17 protein-coding genes and 1 tRNA gene are annotated in these 24,003 nt (G+C 46.1%); 8 read left to right on the top strand and 10 right to left on the bottom strand.

The features are described 5' to 3' along the window. Positions 1-101 precede the first annotated feature (101 nt). On the top strand, positions 102-1,088 hold the full coding sequence (locus tag QT994_RS19610) for an aldo/keto reductase (RefSeq protein ID WP_333177299.1): 987 nt from the start codon (positions 102-104) through the stop codon (positions 1,086-1,088). A 233-nt stretch (positions 1,089-1,321) separates the two neighbouring features. Here the strand turns inward: QT994_RS19610 and QT994_RS19605 are convergent, their stop codons facing one another. Continuing rightward, positions 1,322-1,462: a hypothetical protein gene (locus QT994_RS19605; protein ID WP_333029071.1), complete on the bottom strand. Its 141-nt coding sequence runs from the start codon at positions 1,460-1,462 to the stop codon at positions 1,322-1,324. Between the two features lie 108 nt (positions 1,463-1,570). Beyond that, positions 1,571-3,262 carry a transglutaminase domain-containing protein gene (locus QT994_RS19600; RefSeq protein ID WP_333177297.1) on the bottom strand — a complete coding sequence of 564 codons (1,692 nt, stop codon included), beginning with the start codon at positions 3,260-3,262 and terminating at the stop codon, positions 1,571-1,573. A gap of 422 nt (positions 3,263-3,684) precedes the next feature. On the opposite strand from QT994_RS19600, the gene QT994_RS19595 reads away from it, so the two are divergent. Beyond that, positions 3,685-4,551 (top strand): DUF928 domain-containing protein, encoded by an 867-nt coding sequence (locus tag QT994_RS19595; protein ID WP_333177294.1) that lies wholly within the window; start codon positions 3,685-3,687, stop codon positions 4,549-4,551. 428 nt (positions 4,552-4,979) lie between these two features. Then, positions 4,980-7,100 carry a ShlB/FhaC/HecB family hemolysin secretion/activation protein gene (locus tag QT994_RS19590; RefSeq protein ID WP_333177291.1) on the top strand — a complete coding sequence of 707 codons (2,121 nt, stop codon included), beginning with the start codon at positions 4,980-4,982 and terminating at the stop codon, positions 7,098-7,100. Positions 7,101-7,243: 143 nt separating this feature from the next. Here QT994_RS19590 and QT994_RS19585 read toward each other — a convergent pair whose 3' ends face one another. From QT994_RS19585 to QT994_RS19575, 3 genes are all read right to left on the bottom strand, one after another. Then, on the bottom strand, positions 7,244-7,642 hold the full coding sequence (locus QT994_RS19585; protein WP_333046821.1) for an alr0857 family protein: 399 nt from the start codon (positions 7,640-7,642) through the stop codon (positions 7,244-7,246). A gap of 332 nt (positions 7,643-7,974) precedes the next feature. Further along, a complete protein-coding gene (locus tag QT994_RS19580) occupies positions 7,975-8,490 on the bottom strand; it encodes an HNH endonuclease (RefSeq protein WP_190660760.1) in 516 nt (171 codons plus the stop codon). Positions 8,491-8,710: 220 nt separating this feature from the next. Further along, a complete protein-coding gene (locus QT994_RS19575) occupies positions 8,711-8,965 on the bottom strand; it encodes a hypothetical protein (protein ID WP_333177289.1) in 255 nt (84 codons plus the stop codon). Between the two features lie 92 nt (positions 8,966-9,057). Between QT994_RS19575 and QT994_RS19570 the strand changes: the two genes are divergently transcribed. The 3 genes from QT994_RS19570 to QT994_RS19560 all read left to right on the top strand — a co-directional run bounded on the left by QT994_RS19570 (position 9,058) and on the right by QT994_RS19560 (position 12,320). Continuing rightward, positions 9,058-9,393, top strand: coding sequence for a ribbon-helix-helix domain-containing protein (locus tag QT994_RS19570; RefSeq protein WP_039886507.1), 336 nt, complete (start codon positions 9,058-9,060; stop codon positions 9,391-9,393). Between the two features lie 289 nt (positions 9,394-9,682). Continuing rightward, entirely contained in the window at positions 9,683-10,555 is an 873-nt protein-coding gene (locus QT994_RS19565) for a transposase family protein (protein WP_333177286.1), read from the top strand. Positions 10,556-10,970: 415 nt separating this feature from the next. After that, a complete protein-coding gene (locus QT994_RS19560) occupies positions 10,971-12,320 on the top strand; it encodes a D-alanyl-D-alanine carboxypeptidase (RefSeq protein ID WP_333177284.1) in 1,350 nt (449 codons plus the stop codon). 142 nt (positions 12,321-12,462) lie between these two features. Here QT994_RS19560 and QT994_RS19555 read toward each other — a convergent pair whose 3' ends face one another. Beyond that, complete coding sequence (locus QT994_RS19555; protein WP_333177281.1) at positions 12,463-13,569, bottom strand: N-acetylmuramoyl-L-alanine amidase-like domain-containing protein; 1,107 nt, start codon at positions 13,567-13,569, stop codon at positions 12,463-12,465. A 506-nt stretch (positions 13,570-14,075) separates the two neighbouring features. Between QT994_RS19555 and QT994_RS19550 the strand changes: the two genes are divergently transcribed. Continuing rightward, positions 14,076-15,251 carry a serine hydrolase gene (locus QT994_RS19550; RefSeq protein ID WP_333177279.1) on the top strand — a complete coding sequence of 392 codons (1,176 nt, stop codon included), beginning with the start codon at positions 14,076-14,078 and terminating at the stop codon, positions 15,249-15,251. Between the two features lie 452 nt (positions 15,252-15,703). Here the strand turns inward: QT994_RS19550 and QT994_RS19545 are convergent. Continuing rightward, positions 15,704-15,775: transfer RNA gene (locus tag QT994_RS19545), tRNA-Gln, on the bottom strand. A gap of 102 nt (positions 15,776-15,877) precedes the next feature. Further along, positions 15,878-18,652 (bottom strand): GAF domain-containing protein, encoded by a 2,775-nt coding sequence (locus tag QT994_RS19540; RefSeq protein WP_333177276.1) that lies wholly within the window; start codon positions 18,650-18,652, stop codon positions 15,878-15,880. Positions 18,653-19,429: 777 nt separating this feature from the next. On the opposite strand from QT994_RS19540, the gene QT994_RS19535 reads away from it, so the two are divergent. Beyond that, positions 19,430-19,816: a response regulator gene (locus QT994_RS19535; RefSeq protein ID WP_333177273.1), complete on the top strand. Its 387-nt coding sequence runs from the start codon at positions 19,430-19,432 to the stop codon at positions 19,814-19,816. 143 nt (positions 19,817-19,959) lie between these two features. Here QT994_RS19535 and cheB read toward each other — a convergent pair whose 3' ends face one another. After that, on the bottom strand, positions 19,960-21,045 hold the full coding sequence (cheB, locus tag QT994_RS19530) for a chemotaxis-specific protein-glutamate methyltransferase CheB (protein WP_333177271.1): 1,086 nt from the start codon (positions 21,043-21,045) through the stop codon (positions 19,960-19,962). 265 nt (positions 21,046-21,310) lie between these two features. Further along, complete coding sequence (locus tag QT994_RS19525; RefSeq protein ID WP_333177336.1) at positions 21,311-23,803, bottom strand: hybrid sensor histidine kinase/response regulator; 2,493 nt, start codon at positions 23,801-23,803, stop codon at positions 21,311-21,313. Positions 23,804-24,003 lie beyond the last annotated feature (200 nt).

The following is a 24,003-nucleotide window of genomic DNA, read 5'->3' as shown; positions in this document are numbered from 1 at the left end:
TCCCTCGGAGAGGGGGAAAATTATCCGATTTGGGGTAGAAATCTATGTATTGTGCCAACACCAACGCGGTTAATTTCTCTCACTCTGAGGAGACGGAAACAATGACCCGCAAAAAGACTCGCCGCAATTTTATATTGAGCAGTATAGCTGTTGCCAGCGGCATTGCAGGTGCTAAGGCGATCGAACAGCAGGATGGGGAAATCGCAGCCGCACCCAATAACCAGGCGGCCGCCACAGTAAAAATGCCAGAACGACTGTTAGGCAACACCGGCGTGAAAGTGCCGATTTTCGGTTTGGGGGGGGCCGGACAAACACCGCTGTCGCAGCCGGGAAGAGAAGCAGAAGCGGCGGCGCAAATTGAACGCGCGATCGAACTAGGCATTCGCTATTTTGACACGGCGGCCGAGTACGGGCCCAGCGAAGAAAACTTAGGCAAAGTTTTGCCACCATATCGATCGCGCCTATTCCTAGCCACAAAAACCTCCGCCAGAGACAGAGACGGCGCGTGGAGAGACTTAGAGCGATCGCTCAAAAGATTGAAAACCGATCGACTAGACTTGTGGCAACTCCACCACGTCTCATTCCAAGCCGAATTAGACAAAATTTTCAGTGCCAAAGGAGCAATAAAGGCGATCGAAGAAGCCAAACAGCAAAAAATAATTCGTTTTTCCGGCATCACCGGACACCACGAACCAGCCATCATTGCCGCAGGCTTGCAACGCTATCCTTTTGACACAACATTAATCTCCCTCAACGCTGCCGAAAAACATCACCCGCGCTCTTTTGTTATCAGCGCTTTACCAGTCGCCAAAGCCAAAAATATCGGCGTTATAGCCATGAAAATACCAGCTTACGGCAAATTATTTCAGAACGGTGTTTTAGATGGAATGCACCAAGCAATGGGCTACACGCTTTCACTTCCCGGCGTGCACTGCTGCGTCATCGCCGCCGACTCAGTAAAGCAATTAGAAGAAAACTTTAAAGTCGCCCAAGCATTCAAACCCCTGAACCAAACAGAAATGGCAGCACTTGAAAAACGCACCGCCGCCGCTTGGCAAGAAAATACATTTTTCCGACAGTGGACTTAAACTTCCAAATCCAAAATTACATTTTTCCTCTGTGTTTATTGTGGCGCGCGCGGGATGCCCATGAGTCATAGTTTTGTATGAAGACTCAAGTCGTCACTACAAAATTCTAACGGTTATTTTTAGTGAAGTTGATATCATCTGCGGTGAAAATATTTCAAATCACAAAACAAGGCGACCTGGTTGGGTCGCCTTGTTTTATATCATAAAAGACGCGATTTGTCAACAGCAAACCGCTACTTTTTTTTCCGTTTAGCCTTATCTAACCGCCTGCGATCGCGCCATTCAACTGCCGTCAAATAAGCGACCCCGCCAGTCACCGTCAGCAGCAGTACAAAAGCGACTAAAACGAGAATATTAGCAATCGAAAATTCCACAACCCCTCTTCCTCTGATTTTACACTTTCTACTTTCGATTTTAGATGAAAAATGTTAACAATTAAGAGTTGAATATTGAGGGCTAACTGTTAACTGTTAACACTCGATTCAAACTGCTGGCAAATCTTCCAAAATTGTAAACCTCACATGATTAATTGCCAGAGTCCCCACGGAAACATCCTCCTTGTTTAAAGGAAGACCCCCGCTCGTGAGACTTTGAAACCGAATTCCCTTGCCAATTTCTACGTGATACCAAGCCAAACCCATAAAAAATCGCAACGGATAAGGGCCTCTGTCTTGAATATCATCAGGATTAGATTCCATCGGCACCCAGCCAAAACCCGGAATGTAAAACTCCAGCCAAACGTGATTGAAATCGGGTTCCAGCGACACACCTTTTCTGTCAGCAAAAGCTGGACACTTGTAGCGCCCGATCGTGCGGCAAGCAATCCGGTTCAACCTTGCCAAAGCTAACAACAAGCCCACGTACTCGCCGCAAGAACCGATGCCGCGGCGCAGCACAATATCGGGAGTGTCAATGTGAGGCCTAATCCCGTAAGAAAGTTGGTCGTAAACAAAATTGCGAATGCTCAGCAATTGCCGGAGAATATTAGTTTCTGAGCCAATGGCAGCCACAGCAGCCGATCGCACAATCTCCGTATCCATCGCCAAATTGTCATTATCCACCAAATACTTAGCTGCAAACTCCGGCGACAGCTTCGGAGCCTTTTCGACATCCCGAGGCGACAACTGATACTTAATTGATCGGACTTCTAACAATGCCTTCCAGCCAAAAATTCGGCGTTCCCCGGGGTGCAGCCGATCGAACTTAAAGACCGCCACCCGTTCCCCTTCCTGAATTTCCTCAGTAAAAGGCATTCCGATCGGCGTAACACTCCTTACCTTTTGCCGGTGAGTTTCCGAAGGCAAAGCAATCCGCCACTCCAAATTTTCGATTTCTACCTCATCGAGAGGAGACAGTTCCTCCACATAAGACATTTCTATCAAAAAACCGTTTGACAGAGCGTAGCGCTCGGCTTCATTGTAGTGAAAATACAAAGGCTGAATAAAAGTGCGATCGCGCTTCGTCAACTGAAAAGGATCTTCCGAATTCGGGTCATCCCGGATGTAAAGTTCATCCCCGGCATAAGCCACGTACAGAACTTCCTCCCCGGTTTCGGCATCCTTGTGAAAAGCTAAACCAGAAGGCGACTCAAAGGGAGTCAAAACGCTAAATTTAATCTCCCCAGTTCCCCGTTCCAAACAGTAAACAGTTTGCTCAGTCTTGTCGCAAACCCAAATTTCCTCATCCCGGACTGTGATATTTTCTACCCCAATACCGGGAGCGTAAAACCGAGTAATTTCCCGACCCGTTTTCAGGTCAAAAACCAGAATAGATCCCAATCTCTGGCAAGTCACATAAAGCGTAGATTTCCAAACAGCAATCCCGTCAGCAGAATAAGGAAGGGAAACAAAATGTTCCGGTTTGAGTTCAGCGATCGCCCCGTCCCGAATTGCGCCCCGACAGCAACAAATATCCTCATCCCGCGCAAACCAGAGAGTATCTTCCGAAATAGCCAGCCCCGTTGCGCCGGCAAACTTAGCCGTTTGATAAGGATTCAAAACAGTAGTGTTGTCACTTTCTCGATCGATCTCCAATAGCAGCCCTTCGGCGCGATCGACAGCGAACAACCTATTTCCTAAAAAAGCAATGCCGTGCAGTGCCAAGACTCCTATGGGTCTTACCATCCGCAGCCCCGAAGGCTGTTTGTCCGAGAGAACAGGTGAATCGAGATTCATGCTAAATTTATTGCCGGTATTGTACAGAAAACCTGATATGTAACTTGTAGCCAATAGCTTGAGGTCCACCAGCAAAATTGCCGAGTTTCCTGATATCCAGGACTGACGCATCAACCCGGTGTTTTTACGAAAAGACGCGTTGTATCCTCTTGCTAGAGTTAAAGGAACCCGAATATTAGTCTTTGTCAAAGTTGGGTTTAACAAGCTCAACCCAACCTGCTGCCGTGAATGGAAGTAAGTATAACTACTAAGCTACCACTAACAAACGCGACACAGAATTCTATGTTGATCAGAGCGACCCAAATAATCGTATCTGCCTGAAGATATAAATTAAGTACAACAGATTACTATATCCGTCAAAACCTTGGATAGAATAAAACCGTGCGATAAAGTTCCTAGGTTCATCAAAAGGCAGGTTCGTCATGGCTTTGAAGTCTGCTCTAAATATCGGTGCTCTTTCGTTAATTCTGTCTTTAGAGGCAGTTGCCGCCGGTAGTTTTTTAATACCAGCAGAGGCTCTCAACAGCCGCGCAAATATTGTCCAGCGCCCCTCACGACCCCAGCTACCCCTCAACTGGCAAACAGTTCAACCCCCTGAACCCAGCGGAAACAGATCGAACATTCAGCCAGCGGGAGCCACGTGGAATAGCTTTCAACCGCCGGAGGACGGAGTACCCGGAAGGCGTGAAGGGGGAGGAACCCGCGGCTTAGAATGCCCCACGGCTACAACTGCCTTAACTGCCTTGATTCCCCAATCAACTATGGGGCAAACCATATCAGCAAAGCCAACATTTTTCTACTACCTTCCCGTAGCCCTCGACAAAACAGTTCAGTTTGAGTTAGCAGACCAAAGAGACAAAACACTATACAAAAAAAGTTTTCGCATGGTAACTAGCCGTGCAGGTATCGTTAGCGTCAGCCTCGGCTCCGACGACAACTCGCCAGCCCTGGAAGTTGGCAAAAACTATCAATGGTACTTTACTATCAAATGCAACCCCAAAAATACAACTGATGACGTTCTCGTTTCCGGGTGGATCAACCGCACCGCACTCGCCCCAACCGTCAAAACAGAGTTGGATCGATCGCCCGATCTCACCAAGCTCAGCATCTTCGCCCAACAAAGTCTCTGGTACGAGTACCTGGCAACTCTAGCTCAATTGCGTATCGAGTCTCCCAGCGATGCCAGTTTAGCGATCAAGTGGTCAGCGGTGTTGAACTCAGTCCAACTCGGCAAAATAGCCCAAGAACCCTTAGTCGCCAGTGAGTTAACACCTATCACAAGAAAATAATTCAACACCTGTTTTAAAAAAGAATGCAACGGTAGGCGAACCCCAAACGGTGATAGCCATAAGTCAGTCGATTTGAGATTTGAGATTTGAGATTTGAGATTTACTTGCTGCATTAAATCTGGGAGCAGGAACAGGAGTCTAAAATTTTAGGATCTACACTGATGAGCGTTCGGGGCACGGTATCCGTTTTTGGGCGACTCATTGCCAAATCTCAAATCTCAAATGGTATGACTTTTGCACGGCATACAAAAAACTCGGTTTCGAGCAGGGTGTTTGGCAGCGCCACAGATGATTTTTGCCTGTTCCGGGTTGTTTGGTCGATCGTCCTAAATAAATTAAAATTTTTGTACTGATCAGCAGTTCGGACTCCTGGCATCTTGAAAGCTGGACTGTGGAAATTTTAATAGTCAGATTTCGCCTAATACTAAATGATAAACTGGCATAGTCAAGCAGCCGACAAACTTATTTTAGAGAAATTATTAATTATGCGCCCGAGTGCAAATATTGCAATATTTCGGTTGGGGCTTTCACTTCTAACTGCGCTCCCAATGGCTTGCTTTTATGCCAATAAAGCTATATCCCAAACAAACGATATTTTCCCGTTGCCCGTCGCCGCTGACAACTCAGCAGATACGGGCAATCAAGTATTAGCACTGCAAAAACTGGAAATCAACCAGGATAAAACAGCGACCAACTTAAATCAGCTTCCCGATTGGATCGAGACCAACCCTGAACCAGAAACACAATCGAACCCCGCCGAGAACAGCCAAGATGCCTGTTCCCCAATCGATGAAACTGCTTGTGGTGCGGGCATCTTGCCCGAAAAAACAAATCTGGTTGACAACGATCCCCAATGTCAGAACCAGCTACATTGCAATCATGTTTTAGCCCAGAACCAACCCTCGCCACCTCCAAACCTGCCACCGCCGCCGACGAAGCCAGATCCAAATCGCGATCAATTTCTGCAACCTGCCCCGCAGCCTTCCCCAGAACCTCCCCAAGTACCGCCCACAGTAGCGCCGCAGTCTCCGTCGCCAGTTCCCCCAACGCTGCCGAATACACCAATTGAGGTGCAGAAAATTCAAGTAGTTGGCAGCACAATTTTAAGCCAAGATGAAATTAATGCTTTAGTCAACCCCTTAGAAGGCCGTTCTACCACCCTAGAACAGCTCAAACAAATCGCCGACAAAATTACCGAAATTTACCTCAATCGTGGCTACATCACTTCGAGAGCAGTCTTGCCACCCCAAACTATCACCGCAGGGGTAGTCCAAATTCAAGTGATTGAAGGCAAGCTAGCCCGAATTGAGGTAGAAGGAACTAAAAGATTGCATCCAAGTTACATCCGCAGCCGGATTCGACTCGGTGCCGGAATGCCTTTAAGCACAGCTTCATTAGAAGACCAACTCCGGCTGTTGCGGGTCGATCCTTTATTTGACAATGTAGAAGCCAGCCTGCGGGCTGGGGATAATGAAGGCGAGAGCATTCTGATCGTCCGAGTCTCGGAAGCTAATCCGTTTCAACCTACTTTCAGCATTGACAATTACTCGCCTCCCAGTGTCGGTTCCGAAAGATTGGGAGTTAGTTTGCGGCACCGCAATATAACGGGAAATGGTGACGAACTTGCGGCGGCTTATTACCGATCGCTCGGCGATTCAGACGTGTTTGATTTCAGCTATCGCGTGCCACTAAATGCGATGAACGGCACTTTGCAATTGAGGGCGGCACCGAATCGCAACAGTATCGTACAAGCACCTTTTAACCGTTTTGATATTTCGGGAAAATCGCATTTATTTGAAGTTAGTTACCGCCAGCCACTGCGGAGAACGCCGATCGAAGAATTTGCCTTATCGGCCGGTTTTACTTATCAGACAGGCAGAACTTTTCTCGCTGGCGACCCGTATGCTTTTGGCATCGGCCCGGACTCGAATGGTGTCACCACTACGAGCGCAATTAAGCTGGGACAGGACTACATTCGGCGCGACCCGCAGGGTGCTTGGGCCTTGCGATCGCAATTTACGATCGGCACTAGCTTGTTTGATGCTACTCAAAACGAAGGTTCCGATCCCGACGGACAATTTTTTAATTGGCTGGGTCAAGTGCAGCGAGTACAACGATTGAATGACAAACATTTATTAATTTTGCAGGCAGACTTGCAGTTGTCAGCTAATAGTTTGTTGCCTTCGCAGCAATTTGTAATTGGCGGCGGCCAATCTTTGCGCGGCTACCGCCAAAATGTCCGTTCTGGCGATAACGGCTTCAGAGTTTCCCTCGAAGATCGGATTACTTTGCAGCGCGATGCTTCGGGAAACCCTAAACTTCAATTGGCTCCTTTTTTGGATGCGGGTCAGGTGTGGAACGTTGCGAACAATCCTAATAAATTAACCAATCAGACATTTTTAGCAGGTGTGGGTTTGGGGGTAATCTGGGAACCGATACAGCGGGTGAACCTGCGGGTAGATTACGCTTTCCCTTTGGTGAGAATTAGCGATCGGGGCGACAATCTGCAAGATAAGGGAATTTACTTCAACATAATTTATACGCCCTAAAATGAGCGATTTGCTGCTCTGCTACCCCTATAAATTATCTGTTATGGCAGAGGGCAGATGGGAAGAGTGGAGGAGTGGGAAATAAAGAAAATATTTCCTTCTTCCTTCTTCCCTCTTCCCTCTTCCGTGTTCAACATCCGAGATTAATCGCCGACTTCCCCGACAACCTCCGCAGCAGCCTGAGTTTCGAGCCAGAGTTTGAGCAGCAAGAGCTCGGCCCGATCGCCCAAAACAGTCGCAAACACCCCATCAGCCCCCTCAGACGCGCCAGAAATCCACGTACCGCGCAGAGTCACTTCTACAAAGTCAGCATCAGCAACACAAAGGTCGATCGCTTCGTTGTCGTTTCGGCGGGCCTCAGATTCCAACAGAGACAGCGCCGGCAAATTCGCGGGCAGCAAAAAAGCCGCAGTGCTCGGTTCGACGCTGATGCTTTGACCAACTCGCATAGCCAGCACAACTCGCAGCGCCACTAACTGTTCGGGAGATTGAGCCAAACGCTCCAGGTTAAAGCCCGTTTCAGTGTAAGTCAACTTCAGCATATTGACAGCCCTAAATTTGGAATTGAAAGTTGAAAATTGGTAATTGAAAATTGGTAATTGAAAATTGGTAATTGGGAATTGGGCATCGGGCATCGGGCATTGGATAGGTCGGAATGAAAAGTTTGCTATTCCGACCTAAAATCCTTTTCAATTACAGGACTTAATTAGCTATTAACTATTAGCTATAGCAATCCTTGCAGGAGTCGTAAATTTTTGACCCGACCCCAGCCCTCCCCTTATCAAGGGGAGGGAGTAAGAAATTCACAAATGATTTAGGATGGCTATATTACCAATTACCAATTACCAATTACCAATGCCCCATGCCCCATGCCCTATTCCCCAATTTGGTATTCGTGCCAAAACAGTTCTGCAAAAGCAACAGTGGGGTGTATGGGGGCCTTCGGCTTAGTTCGCAGAGACATTCCAGCTTCTATGGGAGTTCGATCGCCCTTACGAGAGTTGCACCGTTCGCAAGCAGTCACCACGTTGTCCCAAGTATGCGGCCCGCCCTTCGATCGAGGCATCACGTGATCCAGCGTCAAATGTCGGTTGCTACCGCAGTATTGGCAAGAATGAGCGTCGCGGCGCAGAACTTCCCGGCGATTGACCGGGGGCACTTTCCACAGGCGTTCCCTGTTACCAAAAGTCAAGCGGATTTGTTCGGGTACGTGGATGCTGGTGCTGGGCGATCTTACCAGCCAGCCGTTGCCGATGCTAAAATCCAGAGGTTCAGCCTTGCCTGTTACCAAAAGTACGATCGCCCGTTTGATGTTGACACGGCTCATTGGTAGGTAATTCTGAGAAAAAACGACTACAGATTGCCTCAATACATCAGTTACTACGGTCACGGCTTGCTCCTCCTCGTCAATTTTGGATTTTAGATTTTAGATTTTGAATTTTGAATTTTGCTTGCTTCGTCAGCATGGGCTACATCTGGTTTTTTCCCAGTTCCCCAAGCGGATCGAATTTCTCAAATATCCAATCAAATGCCCCCGCTTCTCTTACTTAGAAGCGGGGGCTAGAAAAACTGCTTTCATGCAAATTTTCATCCTGTCTTGGTACAGTCGTTTAGCTGTACCTCCCGCTTCGCGTATCTCGATATGGCTGTGCCACTTGCAGACCGTCGTGGTCTACCTCGTTGTAATGAATTTCTGCAATTTGTCCTAATCCACTATAACCGGGTTTAATTAGGCCCAAGCCCGCCCACGAGGTCGCTGCGACAGTCGCAAAACCCGTCCAAAAGACGTGCTGTAACGACTCGGAGCGACCCCTGGGGCGATCGCACTTCAGTTGATAGTTGGAGTAGGTGGGGAGAAATTTCACAGCAGGCAGAAGGTGGTTAAGAGGCTTTCAATCTAGCTGTAAACATACTACACTGATATTACACATATGTCCACCCGTCACGGAGAAAAATTATGCATACCCTACCTAGAACCTCAACCACCGAAATGGAAGTGACCAGCATTCGACTCGAAAGAGAGCTCAAAGAGAGACTTAAAGAGCTCGCGGGCAATCAAGGCTATCAAGCTTTGATTCGAGATTTGCTCTGGAATTACGTGCAGCAGAAGTCTGGAGAGTATCGGCAGATGTTTTCTCGATCGGATATTCGAGCCAGCATTAATGCCACAGCACAGCAGGAGGAACGCTGCGCGCTTACAGGAGAGTTGATTCGACCGGGCGGGCCGATGTTATTAGGTCTGACGATGCACGGCGAAATGGTGCCGCTGAGTATAGGGAGTATGGCTGGATAAACCAGTTTATCGAAAATTTGTGAGAGCGATCGGCCTGGGGTGAAGGCCCCAGGCGCTGAAGATCAGACTATTTTAGATTTTAGATTTTAGATTTTAGATTTCAATACTTCGGACAGTTTTTGATTACCAACCGTAGAATAAGGGTTTCCCGGCTCCAAGGCAATCGAGATACCAAGGGAAAATCCAGGGTTTCAGACTACGAACTAAAAACAGTCCGGACTATTGGTATAAAATTCCGCAGTCTTTAAGCAATATCTATTAGACCTATCCTTAATATAAATAAGGGAGTATGATAGAAACATTCAATAAGTTTAACTGCCCCATAAGTATGACTAGCCCCTTAAAACGGATTCAAGAACATCCCTCGGAAGCTAAACGATTAATTGGGATTGAGTATGAGCAGTTTTTGAGTTTAGTAGCTCTGGTCCAAATCCGGCATCAACAGAAGCAAGAAGAGATGGAATTAAATAAAGTACGGATTAATCTCGCTGGTGGTGGCAGAAAACCAGGAATGTTGGCTGACACTGGGGTTTGTTTATGCTTAGTATATTTAAGACAACAGCCGATATTTGAAATCTTAGGATTACTCTTTGATGTTTCTAAAACCAAAGCTCATGACGCTTTTCATTCCTGGAGTGAAATCCTCAGAGAAATTTTACCAGCATCTCAGATAGAAGAAGTAGAAAATGACCTAATTGCTTATGCAGAACTCCGCCAAAAAGTGACCGAATATCAATTAATAGTAGACAGCGAAGAGCAGCCTACAGCAAGACCTGTAGACTATCAAGAGCAAAAAAACTATTACTCTGGGAAAAAGAAGATGCACACTCTAAAAAACCAATTAATTGTTTTACCGGACGGGACGGATATTATTGATGTAACTGTAGGAGAATTTGGCAAAACAAGTGATATCAATTTGTTCCGAATGAACCAAGATAAATTTGACCTTACCCAAAAATTTTTAGGAGATAAAGCTTATGTAGGGGAAGGGGCAATTACTACTCCTACTAAAAAACCTAGAAACGGTGAACTTACGGAAAATCAATTGTTAAGTAATAAAGAGTTATCAAGCCAAAGAATAGTAGTTGAACATTTGATTGGTAAGCTGAAGATATTCCGAGTTGCCGAGCGACAAATTCCGGCTGGCTCGTTCTCGATATAAATCGGTAATTTTAACAGTATGTGGATTAGTTAGACTCAGGCTTAAAAGGTTAGATTTACTAAAAATTGGGCAACGCCTACCTGGGTGTCAAACTTGATTAAATTCGGGCTACGTTTCTCAAAACTTTTAGCTTTATTAAACAAAAACTTCTCAAACCCTTATGTTATCGTTCCTTATTTTAATCGCTCACCGTCTAGTAATATTGGCTAAAACATAAGCTGTATAAGGAACCTGTAATTTGCGGATAGGTCTATTTAACGAACGGCGAAGACGCAAAGAACGCGAAGGAAGATGGAGAAGAAGAGAGGTAATGTCAGCGGTTCCGGATTATGGTAACGCAGCTCCGGATGCTCCAAAACGCGCGGGCTAGTGCTAAACTTTCCATCGGGCGTGCTGACAGACGATCGTACATTTGATGAAAAAAATTAAAGTAATGCTGAAAAACCGCTACTTGACCGCTGGGAGTTCGATCGCCCTTCTCACAATTATTGCCGGATGTGCAGCTACTGAATCACCTCAACTTGCATCTCCCTCTCCTGTAGCTGAATCTTCCCCGCCGCCAGTTAAACCAAGTCAGCCTCAGCCCTTAATAGTCTCTGCTAGCAATCCCGAAACCCCCACAAATACCAAAATCCAGCAATATCTCAACGGGTTGGCCGCCCAAGGTTTTGCCAAAGAAAACCAAGGCGTCTGGATGCAATCTGGCAATACTTTGCTAGCCAATCATCAAGGTACCGTTCCTCTGTCAGCCGCTTCTATTACCAAAGTAGCAACATCTCTGGTAGCACTGCAACAATTCGGGCCGGAACATCAATTTATTACCTTAATTGGTACAACGGGAAAAATAGAGAACGGCGTATTAAAAGGCGATTTAATTGTTCAGGGAAGCGAAGATCCGTTGTTTGTCTGGGAAGAGGCGATCGCCCTGGGTAACGCCTTAAATCAAAAAGGGATCAAGCGAGTCAGTGGCAATTTGATAATTGTCGATAAGTTTTACATGAACTTTGAACTCGATCCCCTCAAATCGGGAGAATTGCTCAAACAAGGATTGAACAGTCAAATCTGGCCCAGCGAAGCCGCCGCCCAGTATCAAACCCTGCCTCCAAATACGCCGAAACCCCAAATAGCAATTGAGGGTACTGTAAAAGTTTTGGCAGCACCTCCTAATGACGTGCAGCCTTTAGTCAAACATTATTCTTTGCCCCTCGCCGAACTGATCAAAAAAATGAATCAGTACAGCAACAATCTTATGGCAGATATGCTAGCTGATACTGTCGGTGGCGCTAAAACAGTCGCGCAAAAAGCAGCAGCAGCAGCCGGAGTTCCGCCTGCTGAAATTCAACTCGTCAACGGTTCGGGATTGAGCGAAGAAAATCTCATTTCTCCCCGGGCTGCTTGTGCGTTGTTTATAGCTTTAGAACGCTATCTTGAACCTTACAGCATGACAGTTGCTGATGTCTTAACTGTAGTTGGGAAAGATAAAGGAATACTATCAGAACGGCCGCTTCCCAAATTAGCAGTAGTCAAATCTGGCACGTTGGATAATGTTAGCGCTTTGGGCGGAGCGCTGCCAACTCAAAAGCAAGAAACAGTGTGGTTTGTGATTATGAATCGCGGGGCCAATGTCGAGACATTTCGCACTCAGCAAGAGGTTCTGCTGAAAAGCTTTTTGAATGAGTGGGGAAGTGTTCAAGTTTCGCCGCCCGGATTAACGCCAAATCCTGCTAGAAATAGTAAGGTATCTCGCAGCGAAATTGTTCAATAAACTGTTGTGCATTTAAATTGTATATTCCGGGCGAGTTCGCGTACCCATCCTACAAGAGAGTTTGTAGGGTGCGTCAGCACAGAAATTTTAAATTTTCAGCTAAAATAATGCAAGCTGATGCACCCTACGAGTACAAACTAATTTAATGAGGTGTTTTCGCCCTAGCGACTACAATGCCGATCGCACTTTCGACTCTGCTAATATATCTCTGCAAGTCGTAAGCAACTGTCACCTCCCCAGCCGGCGAAGCGTGAATTAAGCCCATATTGCCGTCAGCATTGCGGTAGACTAAACCGGTGTGGGTGACATCCAATCCTTTAACATCCGTCGCTACCGCTACAATATCCCCGGGTTTTAACTGAGAATAAACACTTTTTACCCGATTTGTCGGGATGTAATTAACAGGAGTTTTGGCTAAGTCTGCTTCTTGGCTTACAATGCACTGATAAGTTGCTTCGTCTTTGACCATTTGCGGGTAACTGCTGCGGTGCTGGCTCATGAAATTTAGTGTTTTATTCATGGGAACTCCACCTAATTCAGCGGTGATGTTTTCCACAGTTTGCCGTTTTTGATTGTCGTTAATCCAGTCGGAAAAATAGTGCAATCTGCTGCAATAACCGTTGATTTTACCGTTTAAATACCGCTGTTCTTCTATGCGATTTACAAAATTTTGATAGTCGTAATCTTCTACTGCTACGCCCCTGGCGATCGCCAAAACGGTTTCTACAAATAAAACGCAATCAAATTTATTCAAAGTTACGATCAACTTTTCTTCGCCGGATTTGTCCAGCAAACCCTCGGCGTATGGTTTTCCTAGGAAATTATCGGCGATCGCCTGGACGATTTCTCCCATAGAGCGATCGTGCAAATTTTGTTGTTTTGCATACTGTACAACCTGTTCAAAACGTGCTATGTCTTCGGGTTGTGCAGCGGTTTCTCTCTCCGTATTATTGGACTCTGGTCGTCTCACCAGTACCTCCAGCAATTCGGAATAGGAAATTTTCGCTAAATTGTTGAAGTCCCAAAACATACTCGGAAAACTGGAAACAGTTTGCTTGTTTGTTACTTCTAGATTTTCGCTTTCTCCCGTCAAGGAAAACGCTACATCCGCGCCCTGTCCTGCTGTTTGTCGCTCAACAACATATCCTGTAGTAGATTGAGACTGAAATGCCCAAACATCAGGTATCAAATAATTATTCACGCCGACTATCGCAAATCCCAAAACAGCCAGACTCCAACAATTTCTCATGTTTTTCAAAGGATTTTGCTTCAACTCAGTGCTATCCTGAAAATTTTACAATTACTAGAAGTCTCAAGCAGCCTAGTAGACAGATAAAATTGGCAACAGCGGACTAGATCGATACACTTGTCATTTAGATGCCGCCCTATTATAAACTGATCGTGCGAGTTTGATAGCACAAAACTGTAATGCAAGTAGAACGCCGACGCCGCCCCATCGGGCCCCAACGCCCAATCGAGTCCCGACGCCAAAGCAGCGAGCGTCCAGTCCAGTCCCGACGCCAAAGCAGCGAGCGCCGAGTCCCATCTCGTCGCCCAATCCAGACCCGACGCCCCATAGAGCTCTTGCAAAAGTCGCTCTCAATTCTTGAAATTATCTGGGTTAATCTGCGTTCATCTGCCTGGTATCTGCGGTTGACCGATCAAGCAAAGATTCATGCAACAGGTCTAATCCAATCCCGACCCCAAAGCAGCCAGCGCCCAGTCGGACGCCGACGCCAAAGCAGCGAAGGCCCTGTGCCATCTCGTCGTCGAGTGAGGACGAAATTTTCTCGGCTAAAATACCGTAACATTTTGTGTTTAATCGCCGGGGCGATCGCGTTCTTTTGGCTCGTCACAATGCCCTTCAGAACTCGCCGTCCCCCAGAACCGCCAGTCATCTTGGCTCAACAGGCCGTCTCGCCTCAAGAAACACTCTCGCCTCCGACAATTGAACCATCGGAAAATTTAGTCGCTCGTCAAAGCGAGCCTACCTTTAGCTACAACATCAAAACACCTCCCAATCCCGTTTACTCTCAAGAATTGCAAGGGATTGTTGATGAAGCTGTGAAGATTGCAACCAGCAAAGGACTGCCTGCAGAACCGCTATCAATTACCTTATTTGATGTCAGCAATTCCAAAACTCACACCTTTGCCGGATATCAAAATCAAACTCTCCGATTTCCCGCTAGCGTTGCCAAATTATTTTGGATGACCGCCTTTTACTCAGCAATAGAAAAAGGCCTCATTACGCAAAGAGAATCTGCCTTTAAAAACGACCTCGATCAAATGATTCGCGTCTCCAACAACGATGCTGCCAGCAGAATTTTAGACACAATCACAGATACAAAATCTGGTGATCGGCTCGCCGGAGAAGAGTTGCAAACCTGGCTAAAAAAACGCAATCAAATTAACACATTTTTTCAGTCTGCGGGATACAATGATATTCGTATAACCACCAAAAATTATCCCATACACTATTTGAGGCAAGAAGGTCCAATCGGTCGCGACTTGCAATTGCGGGGCGATCCTTCTCAGCCGATTCGTAATCAAGTGACTACCGACCAAGCTGCCAGATTAATATATGAAATCTATACTAGGCAAGCGGTTTCTAGCGTCGCCAGCCGCAAAATGGCTTACTTGCTGACAAGAGATTTAGACCCCAAGGCATGGAAAAATGACCCCAGCAATTCGATACAAGGATTTCTCGGCGAATCTTTACCAACTAATATTTATTTTGGTTCCAAAGTGGGCTATACTTCCAAATCCCGCAGCGAAGCGGCATTTGTGAGAACCTTAGACGATCGCGCGATTTATATCTTAGTTGTTTTCGCAGATGATCCGGCTTATGCCAAGGACGAAACAGCATTTCCGGCCATTTCCCGATACGTTTTCGATCGGCTAAACGCTCGTGGTCCCAGCACTTTGCAGTGATATGGAGTAGGGCGGGTTGACTGTTGACTGTAGAAAAAGGGGTCGAAAAACAGAAGGATGGTTGATATCAAATCCGGTTGCATCGGAATTATTCATCTCTCTGTTGTCTTCCTATGTATTCTCTACGTCCACAGCGGTTTAATTATTCCAATGCAACCGGATTTGATATGAGTGTTGAATGTTGACTCGATTTTACAATTGCGGGGCACTCAGAAGTCATATTACGCACAAACAACGGTTTCTGCCAAAAATGGGCAATGACGACCAAAAAAACCCATTTCTTGACCACAAATCTAGGCTTTTAGGTAAAACCTGCCGCCAGAAACCCGGTTTGTTATATCCTATGAGCAAGACCTAATTAGGTTTTTAGTGAGGAAGTCGTTTTTCTATCGTCTGTCAAGCGCTAACTCTAAACGATGAGTTAAATAATTGATTTACCGGACACAATTTAACTGGGGCGAAAGGATTCGAACCTCTGAATGGCTGGACCAAAACCAGCTGCCTTACCACTTGGCGACGCCCCAACGTCTCAACGTTTACTATACTAACACCCAGACACGGGAATCTGTCAAGCACTTTGACAATAAAATTTAAAAAATCTTTTTGAATACCGATCGCCCCCAGGTTTATTCTTTGATTACACGGGGGCGATCTACCGGGATTTCAATCCTGAAATCCGCTCCCTCTCCCGGTTTCGAGAGACAGTTTAAGCTTCCTCCGTGTTTTTCCACCACAATCTGGTAGCTGATAGACAAGCCGAGTCCCGTACCCTTGCCCACAGGTTTAGTGGTAAAGAAAGGGTCAAACAAGTGGCATTTAGCTTTTTCGGCCAATCCGGGCCCGCTGTCTTGAATCCGAATCACCACAACTTGAGGGCTCGACTTTCCTGAATCCTCAGCCTCCCAGTTTGGGCCCACCACCGCCGTCGAGATTTTGATCGTCTTGGGTGGGGGCTGATTTTCCAAAGAGTCGATCGCATTCGCCAAAATATTCATAAATACTTGGTTGAGCTGTCCGGGATAGCACTCTACCTTTGGCAAGTTGCCGTAGTCTTTAATTACCTCAATTCCCGGTATTAGCCCATTTGACTTCAACCGGCTCTGCAAAATCAGCAGCGTGCTGTCAATCCCTTCGTGAATGTCCACCCGCTTCATGTCGGCTTCGTCGTGCCGCGCGAAGTTCCGCAGAGACAGGACAATTTGGCGGATGCGTTCAGTTCCCATCTCTATTGAAGACAGAATTTTCAGCAAATCCGGGGCTATGAAATCAACATCGATTTCTGCGTTTTTGTCGAGAATTTCGGGGCAAGGCTCGGGGTAGTGCTTTTGATACAAGTGCAGCAAGTCCAGCAGATTTTTCATGTACTGCTTGCAATAAGTCAAGTTGCCGTAAATAAAATTAACCGGATTGTTGATTTCGTGGGCGACGCCAGCGACCATTAGACCGAGAGAGGACATTTTTTCGTTTTGGATGAGCTGAGCTTCTTTCTGCTGCAACTGCTGCAAAGTTTCCGTCAGTTGGCGGGCTTGAGTTTGGGCGGCTAAGGCTGCCGCGCGGGTTTGGGCGTAGAGTTCGGCTTGGTCGATCGCGATCGCCAGTTGATCAACCACCGCTTGCAGCAACTCCACTTCGCTCGTCGCCCAGGAACGGTGGCTGCTGTAATGGTTACAAACTACAGCACCCATTTGACCGGAGCGAGTCTTGACCGGCAGCAGCAGGTTAGAAACAATGCCGAGACTGGTCAAAAAATCTCGCGTGGGCGGTTCGATGCAGAGTGCTGTTGCCGCGTCCCCGATCCGCAGCGTTTGGCGGTGGCAAATTTTCTCGGCCAGCAGGGTTACTTGTTCGATCGGGTATTCTGTAAGCCGCTCTTTCAGTTCGGGATTTGCCGCCTCGTGGGTGATTGCAAAGCTTGGCTGCCCGTCTCGCGAGATGGAATACCACAAAAAGTAGCACTGGTCAACCTGCAACAAGCTGCGAATTTCGTTGACAGCCGTATCTAAAATTTTGTCGAGGTCGAGGGAATTCCGCATCTGGCTGGCGAGGCCGAAGAGCAGGCCTTCGCGGCGGCTCAATAATTCTTCTCGGGCCGTGATGCGATCGATCGCCACGGCGATAGCGTTAGCCATGCAACCCAGAACCTCTAGCGCTCCCTCGCTTGCCAAAGCGCTACTGCACAGAGCCAGCACTCCCACCAGCCGCTCCTCCACTATCAGCGGATAGGCAATGGCGCAGAGAGACGGGTTCGACAGTAGGCATACAGGAGCCGTTTGGAGTTTTCCCGGTTCTGCTCGCACCCAATCTTCTATTTCCCGTTCCCACCCTTCGGTGCTGACTCCTGAATCGGCCTGCAATTCTAACTGCTCTGTCTGTGGGTTGAACGTCCAGATACTCGCCTCTTTGGCGTCTAGGTAATCTACCATTGCTTCGGTGCAGCGGTTGAGGATGGGCGATATTTTCCCACCTTGTCCGAGGGCGGCACCGACTTTAGCTTGCAGGGTTCCCAAGCGAGCTCGCTCTTGTAGGGACGCGGCCGTTAATTGGCGATCGGAGGTGTCTGGGGGGCCGGCAACGATTTCTCGGATTTGTTGGGTATCGTCTGCACGCCCGATGCTCGCTGAAGTTTGCCACAAATATTGAGATTTGTCTGTTTCCCCCCGCGTTGGGAGCTTTTTTGTTGGGTATATTCTCATGCTGCTCTGTGGCGTCTGTACCGCACACAAGCTGGATGGGTTCGAGCCACGAACTACCTCGGAGATTTGCTCGCTGTCGGAGCTGATATCTTCTGCCACTGGCAACTGTTTCTGAGCTTTGAGTAATTGCCAGCGCAGCTCCACCAAACTCGCAACTTGCCGACTCAAAGCTTGCAGAGCTTCTATGGTTTCTTTTGTCAAGTCTCTCGGTACTGAGTCCATGACCGATAGCACTCCCAGCATCTGCCCCTCTGAGGTCAGGACTGGGATGCCGCCGTAAAATTTCACGAAGGGGTAGAAAACCGTTAGGGGATGCTCGCCAAATCTCACATCTGTGGAAGCGTCTCCGACAATGGCGACGGGCGGTTCCTGAAACGAATTTGCAGGGGGTTCGATCGCAAATTCGGGAGTAACTGGCGGTTGTTGCAGGGAAATTGGCTGGTCAAATTCCCAGTTTGAGTTGGACCAGGCTGCGAACTCTTCGGGAATTTTGTCCAAGGCGCGAGTGCAAAAATTCAGGTAACGGTGGGCCAAAGTTTGATCGATACCTAACTCGGACTTCAACCAGTGGCGGTTACCGTCAATCAAGCTCAAGAAAGCAATAGGAGTTCGGCTGATTTGAGCTGCCAAACCTACCAAATTGTCCAAGCAAGCGTCTGGAGCACAGCCGAGAAGCTGATACAAGTCTATGTTATGGAGCTTGAACACTTTTTTTACCAAGAGGCAAGGGTGCTTTCATCGTGTGTAACTGCCCGTCTAGTTGCTGGCAACCGCCCTTCTCAATACTTCCCTTGAAAAACAAGAAACTATGAATTCTGTGCTGGTAGACTCTGGGCGCAAGTTCGGCGCAGGCTGCTTGCGCCGAATTCAGACTAACCTCTTGACTGATCTGGAAACTTTTGAGTTATGGGAGTTAGAGCACCCCAAATCTAAGACTATATAAATTATACTTCCAGTTGACTATGCTTTTGAATATCTCCGGCTCTCTAAATCTAAGAGCCTCTGTTGGGAGGAAGCAGCTTTCCAAAATATATGACGATTGCTTACCTAGAATTTTTTAATCAGTTTAATTGTATTTTAACAGACTTGTCTAATCCTGGGTAGCGGGCTTGCTGGTAAATTTAAATCATGGGTGTGTGCCACAATACCAGTGTCCTTTAGCGAGCTGTGCCTTAGCCGACAGTTCAGCTACAGTTACGAGATGAATTACAAAAGATTGGTAAGATGTTAAACTTTGTAACAATAGTTACTCCAACTCGACCTTCTAGGGTTTCTGGGCCCGGATGCACATTTTGCAACTGTTGTAATCGCCGATCAACAACTCTCCCAATCCCTTTTTTCGAGTTTGAGGTAAAAAAACAGGACTAAACTTTCTACTAATGCTCCAACGGGTTGGCAACTATTGCACAGAGGCAACTCTAAAAAAATGACGGTGGGAATTATGTTTTGTATTTTCAAAAACTATAAATAAACAGGGAGAAGAATATGTCTGCAATTAGCAGTCAAGTACCAACTATTTTGGCAGTTGATGATAGCGTCGTGATGCAAGGACTTGTTAAACAGGCCTTAAGCAAAGAGTTTCGAGTTCTCGTAACCGACAATGCAGTGGATGCTTTGTCAACGATTTATCACGAACAAATTTCTGTTTTGTTGCTGGATGTTTCGATGCCTGGTATTGACGGATTGGAACTCTGCCGCACGGTACGCAGCTTGCCTCAGTTTCAGAATTTGCCGATCGTAATGCTGACAGCGCGAGATGGAGCCTTTGATAAGGTACAGGGGCGTTTGGCGGGAGCAACAGAGTATTTAACTAAGCCGTTTGATGCTGATAAGTTGCGCGAGGTAATTGGTAAGTTTATCAAAATCAAATAATCGGAATAAAAAATCAGTTTTGAGTAATTAATGAAGTAATTTGAGTAATTAATGAACTACCAAGTGGCGATCGCGCTCTCTTATGCCCGATGTTTTTAACAAGTCGCGGATTGGGGTATTCTGCACTATTTGCGGGGTAAGCCCTAAATTTTTAATTTAGCCAGGAGTAAGGGAGCGATCGCACTGACAGGTAGAACATATTGGGCGGCACCGAGGGCGATCGCCTCCTTGGGCATTCCGAAGACAATGCAGCTAGCTTCGTCTTGGGCGATTGTCAAACCGCCCTGTTTAGCGATAGCCAACATTCCGTCAGCACCATCTCTACCCATTCCTGTCAGCAAAACCCCCGCTGCCCCTCGATTATAAAAATTAGCTACCGATTTAAATGTCACCGTTACAGAAGGGCAGTGTCCCCCGACATGAGCAGCTTCTGAATAAACAAATCGCCCTTGAGAGTCCAATTCTAAATGACGTTTTTCGGGCGGGAAATAAACAGTCCCCGCTTGTGGCAATTCCCCAAAAGAAGCTATCTTAACAGGCAGTTTCGATTCATTCCCTAGCCAATCAACTAATCCTTGCAAAAAACCTTCACTGATGTGCTGAACACAAATTATAGGCACTGGAAAACTAGCGGGAAATTTAGAAATCATCGCGTACAGCGCTTGCGGTCCCCCTGTAGAAGCCCCTATAGCCAATACTTTAATAGTTGAAAATTTAACATTTTCGTTGGAAAACTTGTAATTAGCAACTGGTGCTTGGTTGATTGTTAAAATTTGATTATTATCTTCTGGGGGCATCGTTTTTTGATGCCGTGTAAATACTTTAACTCCTGAGAGGATTTTCACTTTAGCTATTAATTGATTGCCTAGACTAGCGTAATCTGATACCAAGCCGCCAATCGGTTTCGGAAAAACATCCAATGCACCAGCCTTTAAGACTTGAAATACATTCTGAGTATCATTCGCTTGCACTGAAGCACTAATTACTAAAATTGGTAGCGGATATTTCTTCATTACTTCTTTCGTAAATTCTAATCCGTTCATTGGTGCCATGTTCAAATCTGTACAGATTACTTCGGGGTGAAGTTTCGGGATTAATTCTAGTGCTTCTAACCCATTGCAAGCGGTTCCTACAACTTTGATTTCGGGCGAGGAATCAAAAATTCGTTTGAGGACGATCGTAACTACTGGAGAATCTTCAACTAACAATAGCTTAATGGGCGATAACATCAGTTTGCTAGGAAATGGGGAATGGGGAATGGGGAATAGGGCACTTGTGCTGCCCTTCGACTTACTTTCCTTCGGGGAAGCTGAGCGACTCGTGCTGGGCGAGTGGCTACGCTCAGCACGAGTCGCTCAGTAACCGCGTAGTCAAAGTATTGGGCATTGATGAGCATCGATGCACTGGTAATTGTGCGCTGGGCACTGGACATTGGGCCTTGCTAATTGGTAGTAAATAACAAATGCCTCATAACCAAGGAGTAATGACTAATGCCTAAACTAACCTTTTTAGTGTCTCTACCAACACATCTTGATTGAAAGTACCTTTAGGAATATAAGCATTAGCCCCCGCATCAGCGCCTCTTTTTCTATCTTCATCCGATGCCAAGGATGTCACTAAAATTATCGGCAACTCACTGTATTGTTTTTGCTCCCGAATTTTAATAGTCAGAGCCAAACCGTCTAAATTTGGCATTTGTACGTCAGAAATTACAGCATCAAACTCGCGAGTTTTCAATTTATGGAAAGCATCCAATCCGTCTACCGCAGTAACAACTTCGTAACCCGCACCTTCCAGGATGCGCTTTTCTTGAGTGCGTGTAGCGATCGAGTCTTCTGCTAATAGTATAACTTGTTTTCTAGTGGCAGTCTCAAGTTGCGATCGCGCACCAGAAACCCCACGGGACGACACTTGCTGGCGTACAGATTTTATCAAATCGTGGGGATTGAGTACCATACAAACTTCCCCAGTACCCAGAATTGTGGCACCCGAAACATTTCGCACCCGTTTCAGCAATTGACTTTGAGGTTTAATCACCACATCCTGTTCGTCTATCAAAGCGTCTACAAATAATCCCAATCTTTCCTCCCCAACTTTCAAAACAATACAAGGCATTTTTGAAGAAGTTGAACTTAGGAATTCTTGGGATTTTTTTTTCATAATTGCGCTCCCCGTTTCCTGTCTCAAGTACCGATTATTTTTCCAGCCTTGTCTATGGTTTAATTCTAGTAAATCTGTCAGATGAGCAACTGACAGAGGCTGACCGTTTGAAAGTATAGTTTCCTTACCTTCTATAGCAAATATCTCAGACTGAGACACCTGTTTTGCCGTGTCTACAAACTCTACGGGCAGAGCATAAGGAATATCTTCAACTACTACAATTAATACATTGGCTGTAGCTAAAGACGTGCTTATTTGCAGCCTCAAGGTGCATCCTTTTCCCGGTAAAGACTCTACTTGAATACTACCTTTTAGGGCTTCAACATTAGTGCGAACTACATCTAAACCCACGCCACGCCCCGAGACTTCAGTAACAAAATTTTTGGTCGAAAAACCAGGACTAAAAATTAAAGATTGTACTTGAGTTTCGGTCATTTCTGCGAGTTGTTCAAGCGTACAAATATTACGTTTTACCGCCGTTTGTTTAATACTCTCTAGATTTAGTCCTCGACCATCATCAGCAACTTCAATAATAATATTGCTAGCCCTATTATAGCCTTTAATTCGGAGAGTAGCCACAGGATGTTTACCTATTTTTGTCCGTTCTTCCACAGTTTCAATACCGTGGTCGATCGCATTTCTAATCATGTGCATTAAAGGGTCTTTCATTTCCTCTAAAATGCGTTTATCTGCTGTAGTTTCGCCTCCTTCAATCACTAATGCAACTTCTTTACCTTCCCGTTTCGCTAAGTCTCGTACAGTTCGAGGAAATAAATTAAAAATAGTAGACAAAGGCAGTAGTCTCAGAGTGCGAATTCCTGATTCTAATGCCTCCGCGATTAATTCGAGTCTGGCAGTATCTTCATAAACTCGATTTCTCAAGCAGTTGACTAAAGTTCCGAGACGTTCTAAACGTTCTTCTGTACGTTGATAGTAATCCTGCAAGTGGCTAAATTTAGCGTTGGCTTTAATACCGTTTTTATCTATTTGCATCCGACCAACAGTCAAGCTCGTTACAAAATATTCTCGGCTCCACTCTTCCCACAAAGTTGTAATTTGTTCTATCTCTGCAACTCGGTGCCCTAGTCGAGTTTTTGTGACAGTAAGTTCCCCTGCTTGAGTCATTAAATCGTCTAAATTTTGAGTAGCAACCCGAATGGTTTCAATGCGGTAAGATGAGGTTGAGGATGGAGTAACTGGCAACTGCGAAGCCGACGCGGCGGGCCCAGAAAGTGCAGGCGAGTGTTGAGCTTGCAGTAGAAATTCGGGCTTGGATTCTAGGGGTAAAAAAGAGGAATTTTTCTCTAACTTAGGAACTTCTGAAGTTTCAACAGTTGTTTCTATTTCTTGGGTAGGAGGCTCAGTAAATTGCGGTTCTACCAACGGTTGTTCGGGTACTTGTGAAGAAGAGGTATCTACTATTGAGGTGGCATCCTGTGGCTGTGGCTGACTAGAAGCACCCATCATGCTAGCGAGGATGGAAAAAGTATTAACGCCGGAATCTTCGCCGGTAATGGCTTCGTTAACGAGTTTCCGCATGGCATCTAAACCTTGCGAAAGTCGATCGCTAATATCGGAATTCAGTTGAGTTTGTCCCCGCTTGATAGCTTCCAAAATATGCTCCATTTGATGAGCTAAAGATGCTACATTTTTTACGCCTAGCATCCCAGCATCACCTTTAAGAGAATGGGTTTCCCGCAACAATTGTTCTAGTTTAGCTAAGTCGCTCGGATGTTGTTCTAAGTACAGCAGTCCGTCATCTAGTTTCTGTAAGTGTTCTTGACTAGCGACTTTAAATACATCTCGAAGTTCTTGATCTTCAATCATCATATATGTTTTTGAGTAATAGGTAATTGAGCATGGCTCATGGGCAATGATAATTATGTTGAATACTCAGTCGATTGCTAAGGACTAAGGACTAATGACTACACTACTTCTTTAAGATTAAAGGTAATTGCTCAACTAGGGGAAAAAAGGGAGCCATCAATAGAGAGAGCTTGTTGAATGGATTGATAAGCAGTTAAACC

Source organism: Microcoleus sp. S13_B4 (assembly GCF_036700885.1).
GTDB lineage: Bacteria > Cyanobacteriota > Cyanobacteriia > Cyanobacteriales > Microcoleaceae > Microcoleus.
This window is presented reverse-complemented; position numbering and strand designations above follow the sequence as displayed.

Bases quoted from the DNA above. Each gene is read 5' to 3' on its own strand.
- QT994_RS19610 (WP_333177299.1), top strand. From the start codon at position 102: ATGACCCGCAAAAAGACTCGCCGCAATTTTATATTGAGCAGTATAGCT.
- QT994_RS19600 (WP_333177297.1), bottom strand. From the start codon at position 3,262: ATGAATCTCGATTCACCTGTTCTCTCGGACAAACAGCCTTCGGGGCTG.
- QT994_RS19595 (WP_333177294.1), top strand. From the start codon at position 3,685: ATGGCTTTGAAGTCTGCTCTAAATATCGGTGCTCTTTCGTTAATTCTG.
- QT994_RS19590 (WP_333177291.1), top strand. From the start codon at position 4,980: ATGATAAACTGGCATAGTCAAGCAGCCGACAAACTTATTTTAGAGAAA.
- QT994_RS19585 (WP_333046821.1), bottom strand. From the start codon at position 7,642: ATGCTGAAGTTGACTTACACTGAAACGGGCTTTAACCTGGAGCGTTTG.
- QT994_RS19570 (WP_039886507.1), top strand. From the start codon at position 9,058: ATGCATACCCTACCTAGAACCTCAACCACCGAAATGGAAGTGACCAGC.
- QT994_RS19565 (WP_333177286.1), top strand. From the start codon at position 9,683: ATGATAGAAACATTCAATAAGTTTAACTGCCCCATAAGTATGACTAGC.
- QT994_RS19560 (WP_333177284.1), top strand. From the start codon at position 10,971: ATGAAAAAAATTAAAGTAATGCTGAAAAACCGCTACTTGACCGCTGGG.
- QT994_RS19555 (WP_333177281.1), bottom strand. From the start codon at position 13,569: ATGAGAAATTGTTGGAGTCTGGCTGTTTTGGGATTTGCGATAGTCGGC.
- QT994_RS19535 (WP_333177273.1), top strand. From the start codon at position 19,430: ATGTCTGCAATTAGCAGTCAAGTACCAACTATTTTGGCAGTTGATGAT.
- cheB (WP_333177271.1), bottom strand. From the start codon at position 21,045: ATGTTATCGCCCATTAAGCTATTGTTAGTTGAAGATTCTCCAGTAGTT.
- QT994_RS19525 (WP_333177336.1), bottom strand. From the start codon at position 23,803: ATGATTGAAGATCAAGAACTTCGAGATGTATTTAAAGTCGCTAGTCAA.